Origin of the sequence: Massilia aquatica (assembly GCF_011682045.1) — a bacterium.
Lineage (GTDB): Bacteria > Pseudomonadota > Gammaproteobacteria > Burkholderiales > Burkholderiaceae_D > Telluria_A > Telluria_A aquatica.
Map to the genome: position 1 here is coordinate 31,862 of NZ_VVIW01000008.1, position 12,620 is coordinate 44,481.

A 12,620-nucleotide genomic window follows, 5' to 3' on the forward strand; every position below is an offset into this window, starting at 1 on the left:
TCAAAACGCCACGCGCAGCGCAAGGTCGGCCGTGCGCGGCGCGCCCAGGTAGGCCATGCTGGCGCCGAGATTGACGGCGTGCACCCGGTCACCGGCATTGCGCACCCGTCCGACCAGCGCCACATCGCCGCTGAGCTGGTAACTCAGGCCCAGGTCGAGCAGGGTGTAGGCCGGCCAGCCGATGCTGTTGGCCGCGTCCGCATACACGCTGCCCACGCGGCGCAGGCCCACGCTGGCCTTGATGCCGGGCGTGACCGCGTAGCCCAGCCACAGGTTGGCCACGCTGCGCGGCGTATTCGCCGGGGTCTTGCCGGCGAGCGAGACGGCGCCCTGGCGGTAGTGTTCGTATTGCGCGTCGACCCGGGTCAGGTTGGCCTGGACCGACCACTGGCGCGTCGGCTGCAGGCCCAGCGCCAGTTCGACGCCCTTGGCCGACTGTTCCCCGACCAGCACGGTCAGGGCGCTGTTGTCCGGGTCCTGGGAGGCGATATTCTTGCGCTCGATGCGGTAGGCGGCCACGGTGGCCGAGCCCTTGCCTTGCCAGAAGTCGAGCTTGGCGCCGATCTCGCCCTGGCGCCCGGTGGTCAGCTCGCTGTTGTTGCGCACGTCGGCAAACGAGGCGGTCGACAGCACGCCCGACGGCGGGTCGGCGGCGGTGGCGTACTGGATGTAGGCGCTGGCCGCCGGCGCCAGGTCCCACACCAGCCCGGCGCGGCCGGTGGTCGGACGGTAGCGGCGAGCGAAGCTGGCCGGGCTGGCGGCGCTGATCTCGCGCCGGTTGACCAGGCCGAGCGCGATGCGCTCGTGGCGCAGCGCCGTGACCAGGTGCAGCGATGGGGCCACGGCGGTGCGGTTTTCGAGGTAGGCGGCGCGCGTGCTGACCTTGTTGTCGCGGTCGGGCCGCAAGACCGGGCTCATGCCGGGAATGTCGAAGAAGCGCTCGGTCGCAACATCGTAAGGATCGACTTCGCCCAGCGTGCTCGCCAGGCTGGTCGGAAAGCGGGTCTGCTTGTTGACGCTGACATCGATGCCGAGCGCCCAGTCGCTGCGCCGGCCCGCGAGCGTGCCTTTGTAGGTGGCGTCGAGGCGGTTGCCGAGCATGCGCTGCTGGTGGTGCTGCAACAGGATGCCGGAACGCGCCACAGCCGTGTTGGCCGGGTTGAAGCGGTAAGTTTCGACGTTGCGGTAGTCGCGCACCGCATCGTAGGCGTACGCTGTATTGGTCAGTTCAAGCTGCGCCGAGGCGCGCCATTCTGTGACCGAACGCAGCCAGTGCACGCGCTGGGCGTAGACGCCGTCGGCGCTGTTGTAGTTCTTGAAACGGGTGGCCGGGTCGATGCGCGCCCGGCCGGCCACCGGATTGAGGAGCGGCGTGCCCCAGTAGGGCCGCGCCACGTCTTCATCCTGCAACTCGTAGGCCAGCGTGTGGGTTACACGCGGCCCGAGGCCGGACAGCAGCGACGCCGCCAGCTGCGTCGAGCGGGCGCCGGCGCCGTCGATCCAGCTGTCCGCATCCCGGTGGTTGAGGTCGATGCGCAGGTAATGGCCGGCATCGGCCGCGCCGCCAATCTGCCGGTTCAGGCCGACGGACGCTTCTTTCAAGCCATTTGTCCCCAAGCGCAGCTGCGCCTGGCCGGCGTTGCGCCGTTCGGCCACCCTGGTAATGTAATTGATGGAACCGCCGACCGCGCCCGCGCCGAACAGGAAGCTGGACGGCCCGCCGATGGCCTCGACCCGCTCGTAGATCCAGCTGTCGACCGGGCGTGCCGCGATCGCATACTGGACGTTGATGCCGTTGAACAGCTGGCTGACCGAACCGCTGCCGAAGCCGCGGTAACTGACGCCGATATTGCCCGGCGCATTGTGCGCGGTCACGCCGGGGATGGCGCGCAGGATTTCCTGGGTATCCTGGGCGCCGCGCGCGTCGATCGTGGCGCGCTCGACCAGGGTAACGCTGGCCGGCGTTTCGCGCGGCGTCAGGCCGAGCCGGCTGCCGGTGGCGCTGGCCGTGTCGAGGTTCAGCTTGCCGTTGGCGCGCGGCGCCGTGCCGGTGATTTCCACCGTGGGCAAGGGTTCGTCGGCGCGGGCCGGGCCGGTGCAGGTGAGGGCCAGCGCGAATGGCAGCGCGGCCGCATGGAAGGGGGTTGACGTCATGTCTTGCTCTTGTTCTGTTGCCTGGATACAGGCGAGTGGAGACGGGCGCCATAGGCGCCACAAGCGCTGGACGCAGCGGGCGTGGCAAGGCCACAGGCGCGTGGCGCCTGCCGGTCTTGCTTGAACCGATGCGTGAGCGGGGTCCTGCCGGATCAGGCCAGTGGGGGGCCGCGCGCCTGCGCCGGAGTCCACGCGGAGCGGGCTTTGGGCGCAGCGGGCAGTTGCGCGGCCGGTGGCGCGTCGGCCACGGCGAGCGCCAGCGCGCGCGGCGCCGGCGGCAACAGGAGCATGCCGTTGCCGTGGTGGCAGTACGGACAGTGCTTGGGTTTCCCTTCGTGCGACCCGGGCGCAGCCGCGTCGGCGGCCGCCGCCGCGCTGCCGGCCCGGCAGATGTCGGCCGACAGGTAAGCCGCCGTGGCGTCCCCGGCGAAGGCGTGCGAGAGCGCCGGCGCAAGGATGGCCATGAGCATGGCCAGCATGGCCATCCACGACGCCAGGGCGCTTGCCCTGCGCTTTACGCGCATCGCTGGCACTCCGGGCACGCATGGCGCGCCCTCGATTGCTGCGCTGGTCTGGTCATGGTCATGCGCCGATTGTAGCAGCGCGCGCCCACAGCCGGCAACCGCGCCAAGGTCAGAAGCGCCATGCCAGGCCGGCGCGCAAGGTGCGCATTTCGCCCGGATGGGTATGGATGTCGGCCACCGGCGCCGGCTCGCCCGGCAACTGCGATTCGTAGTAGTAGTCGATATCGCTGACGCGGCGGTCCAGCAGGTTGAGCACTTCGACGGTGAGCTTCACGCTCGGTGTGAGCCGGTAGCCAAGCTTCATGTTGAGCAGGGCGGACCCGGGTGAACGCACGGAATCGTCTTCCACCAGGGCGCGCGGGCCAAAATAGCGCAGCCGCAGGCCGCCCGACCAGGCCCCGGCGCTGCCCGACACGCCGAGCGAGGCGGTGCGGCTGATCGAACCGGGAATGAAGGCGCCGGCCGGGTCCTTGTCGCGAAAGCGCGCGTGCGACCATGCCAGGTTGGCGTCGACGATCCAGTCCCTGGCCGGCGTGTAGAAATTGGCCAGCTCGATGCCGTGGCGCCGGCTCGGACGGCCCGCTTCGGTGGTGCCGGCGTCGCCGATGAAGATCAGTTCGGAATCGAGGTCGAGCTGCCAGGCGGCGATGGTGGTCTGCATGCCGGGCACCAGGCCGGCCAGGCGCAAGCCGGCTTCCTTGCCGGTCCCCTTCACCAGCGGCGTGGCGCGCTCGATCGGCGCGCCGTCGGCGTCGAGCGCCAGCCCGGTTTTCGGATCGATGCTGGCGGTGACGCCGCGCGCGTCGTTGCTGTGAAAGCCGCGTCCCCAGTTCAGGTAGATCTCGGCATGCTTTCCGGCCGTGAAAATGGCGCTGAACTTGGGACTGGTGATGCCCGCATCGACCTTGCCGGAATTGGCGCCGGTGTCGCTGCGCACGTCGAATCCGTAACGGTCGGCGCGCAGGCCGGCCACGGTGCGCAGCCAGGGCGTCCAGACGGTGCTGTTGGACAGGTACAGCGCACCGCTGCGCTGCCTGACCTGGTCCTCGCGCACGGTGGCCAGGCGCTGGCGTGCCTGGCTCGCGTACAGGCCGACCGGGGCCAGGCGGTCGGCGCGCGCCTGCAGCCCGAGCGCCGTCTCGGACGCAAACGGCCCCAGCGCATGGCGCCATGTGCGCTGCGCGTCCAGGCCGATGATGCGGCGCCGTTCGGCCTGGTGGAACTGGTCGCCGTGCTCGGGGTCGTCGAGCACGTAGGTAAAGTCGCTGAACAGGTCGAGCCGCGATCGGATCAGGTAGGCATCGACCCTGGCGCTGCCGTCGCCATACTGGCGGCTCCACTCGCCGGAGAGGCTGTAGCGCGCGGTCGCGCCGCCGTCGGTCGGGGCCAGCGTGCCGTAGCGGCCGATCAAGCCGGCCTCGAGCGCGCGCCGCGGCACCTGGTCGGTCGAGGTCCACGACGAGCGCATGCCCATCGCCGTCAGGCGCAGTTCGTCATCGCCGCCGCGCCAGCTGTACGACAGCACGCCGTTGCTGCGCCGGTAGTCTTCCGGCGTCTCCCAGGGGCCGTCCTGGCCGGCGCGTTCGAGGGCATACAGCAGCGTGCCGCCGGCCAGCGTGCTCGAGTTGGCCAGCAGCACGCGCTTGAAGCGATGCTGGCCCGCCTCCACGCTCAGCAAGCCTTGCTCCATCTGGCGCAGGTAGTCGAAGGCGGCCGCGCCGGCCGTCGAAAAATCGCCTTCCTCGGCATAGTAGGTGCCTTTTTTGTAGGCGATGGTGCTGACCAGTTCCGGGATCAGGAAATTCAGGTCCGAATAGCCCTGGCCGTGCGCATTGGTCGGCAAATTGACCGGCATGCCCATCACCGAGGTGCGGAAATCGGTGCCGTGATCGAGATTGAAGCCGCGCGCGAAATACTGGTTGGCCTTGCCGTCGCCGGCGTGCTGGGTCACGATCAGGCCCGGCACCGCTTCGAGCAGTTCGCCGGTGCGCAGCAGGGGGCGGTTTTCGATCTGCCGGGCGGTGACCGTGCCCTGGTTGGCTGAATCGGCCACGCCGAGCGGGATCAGGCTGGCCGAGACGCGCACCTGCTGGAGCGGGGAGGGGGTATCGCCATCGACGGCGGCGTTGGCAAAGGCGGGCAAGGCCAGCAGCATGGACGACAGCAGGCGCAGCCCGCATGGCGACGGGGGAAGGGGGGTATGTTTCACGGGTACTCTCTGTCAAGACCGGACCGGCCGGCCGTTTTTTGGACGGCGCACATCCCCGTGCACCGAGAAAAAAGAAGTAGCGGCCGATACCGGCGCGTGAGTCGATGGCGATGAGGGACGGCTGCATGACGCGCGGTCCCGGGCGATCCACAAACACGACAATTCCCGGTCGCTAAGCTTCCATGCGTCCTGGCCGGTATCCGGGCTGACAGGTCGGATCGCCTCGCCTTCCCATGCCGATGGCACAGTGGACTACTGAGACAACCAGCCGCACATCGATGACATGCGGCGCCTGTTTTACCGTTGCGGGGACAGCACACGTTTGCCGCTGAAACCAGCGCGTGTTTCCCGTTTAACTGCGGCCGTCAGAATCAGGCCGCGAGCACCAAAACGGGCCGATCATACGGCCTGCTGAGACATTTGGCAATATTTTCATGCGCCCCGACCCAGCGGGCCGCATTCCCGCTTCAGGCGCACAGGCGGGCTCCCGGGCCAGTCCCCGATGCGCGCCGCCATGCAGTCGCGAGGCCAGCCCGGCTCAGGCGCCGCACATCAAGGTCGCCGATAAAAAGTAGCATCTCGGCAAAATTTCCTGTTTCCGGGACGTATATTCCGTTATCATTCCTGCCATTGAGAATAAGTCTCATTCAAAAGGTGTCACATGATCTGGATGTCCATCGGCGCGGCCTTTCTGGCCGCGCTTGCTCTTTACCTGGCCTCGCCGCACCAGTGCCTGTGGGCGGCGGCGCCCAGGCGCCCGCTGCGCGCGCTGGCGCTGCCTTTGTGCGCCGCCTCGGTGCTGGCGGCCAGCCATGGCTACGGTTTCTGGTGCGGCGTCTTCATTTCGCTGTCCGCGCTGATGCTGGCGCTGGTGGCGCTGCCGTACCTGGACGCCTGGAGCCGGAGGCGCCATGTGGGGTAAATCATTCGCCGCCATCTTCCTCGCGCCGCCGCTCGGCGTGGCCGTGGTGGGCTTGCTGGCACTGCTGAGCGGCAACCAGCAGCGCGACACCTTGCCGATCCTGCTGATGTTCTTCCCGGCCTGGGTGGGGGCGATGGCGCTGGCCTATCATTTCAAGACCGCACTGCGTGCCTGGCTGTGGATGGGCGGCGCGACCTTGGCCGTTTTCGGCCTGATCCATGCACTCAAGGCGGCCGGCCTGCTGAGGATCGCGGCATGAAGTCATCCACCCTCAAGACCTACATTGCGCTGCATACCTGGGTCGGCCTGGTGGCCGGCTTTGCCCTGTTCATCGCCTTTTACGCCGGCGCCATCAGCGTCTTCAACAAGCAACTGCATACCTGGGAGACACCCTCGTCGACGCGCGCGCCGATGCAGTCGGAGGCGGGCGCGCAAGCGCTGATCGACGCCGTCCTGCACCAGCACCCGCAGGCAAAGGAATCGTTCACCCTGCATCTGCCCAGCCTGAACGAACCGCATCTGACGCTCGACTGGCACGAGCAAGCCAAGGGCGGCGGCGAGACCGAGCACCAGTTCCGCCTGGCGTCCGACGGCACGCTGCAGGACGAGAAGCCGCAATCGGAGCTGTCGCATTTCCTGTACCGCCTGCACTACACAGCCGGGCTGCCCGCCAGCTGGGGCATCTACGTGCTCGGCGTGGTCTGCATCCTGTACGGTCTGGCGCTGGCGTCCGGCGTGGTGGCGTACGCGCCGCAGTTTCTCAAGGATCTGTTTGCGCTGCGCGTCGGCAAAAACCTCAAGCGCATGTGGCAGGATGCGCATAACGTGATCGGCATCCTGTCGCTGCCGTTCCATATCATGTTTGCCTGGAGCGGGGCGGTGCTGGCGCTGGGCGTGCTGCTGCTGGCGCCGTTCCAGTTCCTGGTGTTCGACGGCAAGCTGCTGCAATTGATCCAGCCCGATATCGCGGCCAGCGCACCCGCCAGGGCGGCCGGCGTGGCCGCGCCGCCGCTGGGCGCGGACCAGCTGCTGGCGCGCATACGCCAGGCGGCGCCGGGCATGAGGGTGGCGCAAGTGCACTATCAGCACGCGGGCGACGCCAATGCGCAGGTCGTCGCGTATGGCGACATCGGACAGCGCACGCTGACCAGTTCCGCCTCGGTGGTGGTGCAGGCGGCCAGCGGCGCGGTGCTGCGGGTGATCACGCCGCAGCAGTACAGCCCCGGCACGACCTTCCTGCGCGGCCTGCAAACGCTGCACTATGGAAATTTTGGCCATGCGCCGGTACAGTGGCTGTATTTCCTGCTCGGACTGGCGGGCGCCTTCCTGTTCTACAGCGGGAACTTGCTGTGGATCGAAGCACGCCGCAAGCGCCTGGCCCAGCGCCAGCCGCTGAGCGGGCGTCTGATGGCCCAGGCCACCCTGGGCGTGTGCCTCGGCTGCGTGGCGGGCGTGTCGGCGGTTTTCCTGGTCAATAAACTGTTCCCGGCCGCACCGGGCGAGCTGCCGCTGTGGGAAGAGCGCGGCTACTATGCGGTGTTCCTGTTGGCTGTTGCGTGGGCGTTCGTCCGGCCGCCGGCGCGCGCCGCCTGTGAACTGCTGTCCCTGTGCGCCGCGCTGACGCTGGCCATTCCGCTGGCGCAGTGGGCCGCCAGCGGCGTCAATCCGCTGCTGTCGCTGTGGCGCGGCGAGTCGGTGGTGGTGAGCGTGAACGCGGTGGCGCTGGGCGCCGGCTGGGCGTTCTGGACGATGGCGCGGGCGGCCCTCAGGCGCGGCCGCCATGGCGATCCGCACAGCGTGTGGTCATTGCGGATACTCGACGCAGCGGCCGCGGCCACGGCCGCCGTGGAGAGCGCGCAGCGGCGCAGCGCCTGACGGCGTTCAGGCTTTCCGGAGCAGGCGTCGATCGCGCCGCCCGCGGCATGTATTCCCGTCCGCGGCGTGGGCCAATGAAAAGACTCCATGTTGGTGTCCTGAGTCAACAGAACGGGCTCTACCTGTACGGTGGCGCGCTATTCTCCGGCGTTGCCTGTTGCAGAGCGCTGTTGCTGACAATATCAAGAAGCTGCGTCCCGATATCCATACCGCCTTTAGCCTGACAAAAGCGTATCCGCGTGCCGGGCAGGCAACGTCGTTGTAAGCGCAAGCAGCCGCGCACCTGGCCAAGGCGGCGCGCAAACCGGTGCCTGCCAGTGGTACTTCAAGTGTCCCCGCGCGGAGCGTGACAGGCCGGAATAGCCGCTGCGGGTGGCGAAGCACCGCGCGAGCCGTGTCTGCAACGTAGACGATCTGGCAAACTGATTGTTTCGTCCTCGCCGCGCTCAACAGTATGCGCTTGCTCCTCATCCGTTCGATTACATGCTTCCAAGCAAAGCGAAAGCCGCGCCTATCGCATGTTTCCAACAACACGACACATTTCGCACCCACCCAGTTCGCATTTTCTTGTGTGTTCCGGTGAGCCGCCGTACACTGGTTTGTCAGTTGGCGCATGGAAACTATGTCAGATGACCTTGCCGTTCCCGATGATCGACTCCCATAAAGGATACACAATGAAAGCGCCTGCCTTCGTACTGCTCTCCCTCATGATCGCCAGCCTGTCCGGCGGCGCCGGCGCTGCGGAGGTGCTGGAAATCTCCGGCGGCACCACCCCGCAGAAAGACGTGCTCGAGCCGCGCGCGGCGGAAATCCTCAAGGCCACCGGCGTCGAGATCAAGGTCAACGGTGTCGGGACCGGCAACGGCATGGTCGCCCTGGCCGAAGGCAAGGTCAGCGTGGCGGCGGTGGGGGACACCCTGGCCGACTCGATCGAGGCCGGCAAAAAGGCCGCCAAGGCCGCCAGCAAGGACATCAAGATTCCGGACAACCTGGTATTCACGCAAATCGGAACAGACGAGCTGGTTGTCGTGGTGCACAAATCGAATGGCGTCACGGCACTGAGCAAGGCCCAGCTCAAGGATATGGCCACCGGCAAGATCACCAACTGGAAAGAAGTCGGCGGCGCCGACCTGCCGATCAAGGTGGTGGTGACCAAGGCGGGCATGATTCCGAGCCTGGTGTTCCAGAAAACCATCATGGATGGCGCCGAGTACGCCAAGGGCGCGCTGGAAGCGCAGTCGCCGCGCGAAGTGATCACCTGGGTCTCGCGCACGCCCGGCGGCTTCGGGCCGGCCGCCGACGTGCATGTCAAGGCCGGAGCGGGCGACAGCAAGACCATCGGCGCGCCTGCCATGTCGCGTCCGCTTGGGCTGGTCACCATCGGCGCACCCACGGGCGCGGCCAAGAAGCTGGCCGACTACCTTAAAGTGAAGTAATTTCCCCAACCTTGCCGAGCGCCCGCCCATGTTATACAACGTCAATATCAGCACCCGCCTGATGATCCTGACCGGTACCTTGCTCACCGCGCTGGCCGTGGTGGGCCTGGTCGCCTTGCGCGGCTTGTCCGCCAGCAACGAGAGCATGCGCACCATTTATGAAGACAGCACCGTGCCGCTGGTCAGCCTGGGCGAGGTGCTCGGTGATATGTACCGCTCGCGCACCCTGGTGATCGGCGGCATGGGGGCCGAAAATTCGGAGGCGGCCGAGGTGTCCTACCGCGAGGTGGCGCTGGTCAACGCCAAGTTGAAAAAGAGCCTGGACAGCTACAAGCGCTCCCTGCAGTCGAGCGATGCGAAAGCCCAGGCCGGCGTCTTCGAAGCGGCGTGGGAGCAGTACGCCGCCGCCGGCGACAAGGTGGTCACCCTGGCCAAGAGCGGCGACTACGAGGCGGCCAGCGCCCAGCTCAAGGTCGATTCCGAAAAGAAATTCGAAGCCGCGCGTGCAGCCCTGCTGACCCGCATGGTGCAGCAGAAGGGCGAAGCCCAAGGCGCCTTTGCGGCCGCCGACAAGACGAGCGCGACCGCACGCACCCTGATGCTGGCGACCCTGGGACTGGGCCTGGTGCTGGGGGCGTTTCTGTCGTACATCGTCATTGGTTCCATCAAGAAGCCTTTGCGGCGCGCGGTCGAAGTGGCCAACCGGGTCGCCACGGGCGACCTGAGCGAGCATATCGAGGTGACCTCCACCGATGAGACAGGGCAGTTGCTGGCGGCCCTGCGCGACATGGATGCCAGTCTGGAAAAGACCATCGGCAAGGTGCGCGCGGGTTCGGACCGGATCCTTTCCGCTTCGATCGAGATCGCCAGGGGCAATATGGACTTGTCCGGCCGCACCGAACAGCAGGCCAGCTCAATTGAAGAAACCACCGCCTCGATCATGGAACTGACCGACACGGTCAGGCGCAACGGCGACAACGCGCGCCAGGCCAACCAACTGGCGCTGAGCGCGTCCGAGGTGGCGGAAAAAGGCGGCGCCGTGGTGTCGGAGGTGGTCTCGACGATGCGCTCGATCAACACTTCCTCGCGCCGTATTGTCGACATCATCAGCGTCATCGACGGCATCGCCTTCCAGACCAACATCCTGGCCCTGAACGCGGCGGTCGAAGCGGCGCGTGCCGGGGAGCAGGGGCGCGGCTTCGCGGTGGTGGCATCCGAGGTACGCAACCTGGCGCAGCGCTCGGCGGCGGCGGCGAAAGAAATCAAGACCCTGATCGAAGATTCGGTCGACATGGTCGAAGCCGGGACCCGGCTGGTCGATCAGGCCGGCACCACCATGAACAATGTGGTGGCCAGCGTCCAGAAAGTGACCGACATCATGAAAGACATCGTCTCGGCCAGCCAGGAGCAGACCGCCGGGATCGAGCAGATCAACCAGGCCATCATCGAGATGGACCAGGTGACCCAGCAAAACGCCGCGCTGGTCGAACAGGCCGCGGCGGCCGCCGCTTCGATGCAGGAAGACGCGGCCGCGCTGGCCCAGGTGGCGCAGGCGTTCAAGCTCAGCGCGCTCGATGCACGCCCGCTGGCGGCGCCGGGCGTGCTGGCGCTGCCGCGTTAGGAAGGGGCGCGCCGCTCACGCGGCAGTGTCTGGCGCAAGCGGCGCGGGCGCCCTGGCGCGCGCCGCCAGCACGATGGCGATGACGATCAGCGCCGCCCCGGCCAGCATGCGCGGCGCCGGCTGTTGCGCGAACAGCCACCAGGCGCAGGCGATCGCGTACACCGGTTCGAGCGCGATGATCATGCCCGCGCTACGGGCGTTCAAGCCTTCCAGGCTCTTGACGAACAGGTATTGCGCCAGGCCCGTGCAGAACACGCCTAGCAGGGCCAGATAGAGCCAGTCCAACGGCGCCGGCGCACCCAGGCCGGCGGCCGCGAAGGGCGCCAGCGCCAGCGTCACCACCAGGTTTTGCCAGAATGCGACTTGCAGCGCATCCATGCCGCGCGCGCCGCGCCGGTTGGCCACGGCCAGCAGCGCGAATGTCAGGCCCGACAGCACGCCCCACAACAGGCCGACGGTGCCGCGGTCACCCATGTCGAACGACGGCGCGACCAGTACCAGGCCCAGGCTGACCAGGGCCAGCAGGGCCGCTTCGCGGGCGCCGATGCGCTCGCGGAACACCAGCATGTCCAGCAGCGCGATGAAGGCCGGGAAGCTGGCGAAACCGAGGGTGGCGACCGCCACGCCGCCGACTTTCACGGCGATGAAAAAGGTGACCCAGTGCGCCGCCAGCAGCAGGCCGCTGAGGATCACCATGCACAGCTTGTAGCGGTCCAGGCCGCGCAGCAGGGGGCGCTGCTGGACAAGGGCGAACAGCGCCAGCGCGGCCACGGCGAAGGCGGCGCGCCCGAACGTGATGACGGTGGCGTCGGCGTGGATCAGCGCCCCGAAGATACCGGTCAGGCCGAACAGGACCGCTGCGACATGCGCCATCGCCAGGGCGCCGCGGTGGCTGGTCAAGGAGGCGCCGCCTGCGCTTGGGGCGAGGGCGCGGCGTCGTTCGCACCGGAAACTTTGAGCGGCGTCCACGCAAAGGGCGCGTCGGAGACGGTCGGGATGGCGCTGCGCACAGTCAGCTGCGGCGGTGCGCCATCGAGTCGCTCGGCGCACAGCGCGAGCAGGTAGCCTGGCGCTGGCCGGAACTGCCAGAAACGCCAGCGTTCGGGGGCGTCGCCCAGGTCGGATTCGACGGACAGTCGCACCTGGCGTTCGTCGGGAAAATCGAAGCTGAAGCGGTCAAGTGGAATCGACAGGCCCATGCCGCGCGCCTTGATATACGCCTCCTTGAAGGTCCAGTACTCGAAGAAACGGTCCTGGCGGCGTTCGGCGGGCACCGTGGCCAGTTCCGCCACTTCCGCCGGCGAGAAAAAGTGTTCGGCGATGCCCTCCGAGACCTGGCGTGTCGTCAGGTTCTCGACATCGATCCCCAGCACCCGGTCGCGCGTGACCGCCATGGCAATCAGGCCGCGCGTATGCGAGAGGTTGAAGCCGAGCGTGCGCGCCTGCGCGTGCTCGTTGGCGATGGCGGGGCGTCCGTAATCGTTGGGGGTGAACCGCCAGTCGGCCGGCGCCAGCGGAGCGTAGCGCGACAGCACGCTGCGCACCAGGGCGCGCGTAGCGAGGTAGCGCAGACGGTCGTCGGCGAAGTGAAAGCGCAGCTGCTGCGCGCGCTCCTGGTCGTTGAGCAGCGCGAGCATGCTTGACAGCAGGGCAGGCTCGGTGAGATGTTGGTAGAAGACCAGCCAGATGTGGATGTGCCCGGCGTCAAGGGGCAGGGCGGCGCCGGGAGCGCTGAAGCTGTCTGGTGTCATCAATGGCGTTGGCGTTATGCGGGCTTGGAAGCTGGTGCGAACCCGACAATGGGAAAGGCTTCAAGTCTAGCAGAAGCGGGATGCGTGCAAGCAGGGGCTGATGTGGCTTGAGCTGCCAGGCTATTGCG

Annotated in this window: 10 protein-coding genes and 1 riboswitch; of the genes, 5 read left to right on the forward strand and 5 right to left on the reverse strand. The window is 67.5% G+C overall.

Features of this window, described 5'->3' with window-relative positions; all coding sequences use genetic code 11:
- From F1609_RS15505 to F1609_RS15515, 3 genes are all read right to left on the reverse strand, one after another.
- A complete protein-coding gene (locus F1609_RS15505) occupies positions 1-2,154 on the reverse strand; it encodes a TonB-dependent receptor (protein ID WP_167077309.1) in 2,154 nt (717 codons plus the stop codon).
- 152 nt (positions 2,155-2,306) lie between these two features.
- Positions 2,307-2,678, reverse strand: a complete 372-nt coding sequence (locus F1609_RS15510; RefSeq protein ID WP_167077310.1) for a DUF2946 family protein — start codon at positions 2,676-2,678, stop codon at positions 2,307-2,309.
- Between the two features lie 109 nt (positions 2,679-2,787).
- Positions 2,788-4,887, reverse strand: coding sequence for a TonB-dependent receptor (locus F1609_RS15515; RefSeq protein WP_167077311.1), 2,100 nt, complete (start codon positions 4,885-4,887; stop codon positions 2,788-2,790).
- Positions 4,888-5,061: 174 nt separating this feature from the next.
- Positions 5,062-5,292: riboswitch (cobalamin riboswitch) on the reverse strand.
- Between the two features lie 256 nt (positions 5,293-5,548).
- Here F1609_RS15515 and F1609_RS15520 point away from each other — a divergent pair.
- From F1609_RS15520 to F1609_RS15540, 5 genes are all read left to right on the forward strand, one after another.
- The gene (locus F1609_RS15520; protein ID WP_167077312.1) at positions 5,549-5,809 is read left to right on the forward strand and encodes a hypothetical protein; all 261 of its coding nucleotides are present in this window, start codon (positions 5,549-5,551) and stop codon (positions 5,807-5,809) included.
- Positions 5,799-6,068, forward strand: coding sequence for a hypothetical protein (locus F1609_RS15525; protein WP_167077313.1), 270 nt, complete (start codon positions 5,799-5,801; stop codon positions 6,066-6,068). Before F1609_RS15520 ends, F1609_RS15525 begins: the two co-directional genes overlap by 11 nt.
- Entirely contained in the window at positions 6,065-7,684 is a 1,620-nt protein-coding gene (locus F1609_RS15530) for a PepSY-associated TM helix domain-containing protein (protein ID WP_167077314.1), read from the forward strand. The genes F1609_RS15525 and F1609_RS15530 overlap by 4 nt, the downstream gene beginning before the upstream one ends.
- 674 nt (positions 7,685-8,358) lie before the next feature.
- Entirely contained in the window at positions 8,359-9,120 is a 762-nt protein-coding gene (locus F1609_RS15535) for a substrate-binding domain-containing protein (protein ID WP_167077315.1), read from the forward strand.
- Between the two features lie 28 nt (positions 9,121-9,148).
- A complete protein-coding gene (locus tag F1609_RS15540; RefSeq protein ID WP_167077316.1) occupies positions 9,149-10,741 on the forward strand; it encodes a methyl-accepting chemotaxis protein in 1,593 nt (530 codons plus the stop codon).
- A gap of 15 nt (positions 10,742-10,756) precedes the next feature.
- Here the strand turns inward: F1609_RS15540 and F1609_RS15545 are convergent, their stop codons facing one another.
- Complete coding sequence (locus F1609_RS15545; protein ID WP_167077495.1) at positions 10,757-11,614, reverse strand: DMT family transporter; 858 nt, start codon at positions 11,612-11,614, stop codon at positions 10,757-10,759.
- Positions 11,615-11,637: 23 nt separating this feature from the next.
- On the reverse strand, positions 11,638-12,492 hold the full coding sequence (locus F1609_RS15550) for a 4'-phosphopantetheinyl transferase family protein (protein WP_167077317.1): 855 nt from the start codon (positions 12,490-12,492) through the stop codon (positions 11,638-11,640).
- Between the last annotated feature and the right edge of the window lie 128 nt (positions 12,493-12,620).

Excerpts from the sequence above, each read along its gene's own strand:
- F1609_RS15505 (WP_167077309.1), bottom strand. The coding sequence starts at position 2,154 with ATGACGTCAACCCCCTTCCATGCGGCCGCGCTGCCATTCGCGCTGGCC.
- F1609_RS15510 (WP_167077310.1), bottom strand. The coding sequence starts at position 2,678 with ATGCGCGTAAAGCGCAGGGCAAGCGCCCTGGCGTCGTGGATGGCCATG.
- F1609_RS15520 (WP_167077312.1), top strand. The coding sequence starts at position 5,549 with ATGATCTGGATGTCCATCGGCGCGGCCTTTCTGGCCGCGCTTGCTCTT.
- F1609_RS15525 (WP_167077313.1), top strand. The coding sequence starts at position 5,799 with ATGTGGGGTAAATCATTCGCCGCCATCTTCCTCGCGCCGCCGCTCGGC.
- F1609_RS15530 (WP_167077314.1), top strand. The coding sequence starts at position 6,065 with ATGAAGTCATCCACCCTCAAGACCTACATTGCGCTGCATACCTGGGTC.
- F1609_RS15535 (WP_167077315.1), top strand. The coding sequence starts at position 8,359 with ATGAAAGCGCCTGCCTTCGTACTGCTCTCCCTCATGATCGCCAGCCTG.
- F1609_RS15540 (WP_167077316.1), top strand. The coding sequence starts at position 9,149 with ATGTTATACAACGTCAATATCAGCACCCGCCTGATGATCCTGACCGGT.
- F1609_RS15545 (WP_167077495.1), bottom strand. The coding sequence starts at position 11,614 with ATGGCGCATGTCGCAGCGGTCCTGTTCGGCCTGACCGGTATCTTCGGG.
- F1609_RS15550 (WP_167077317.1), bottom strand. The coding sequence starts at position 12,492 with ATGACACCAGACAGCTTCAGCGCTCCCGGCGCCGCCCTGCCCCTTGAC.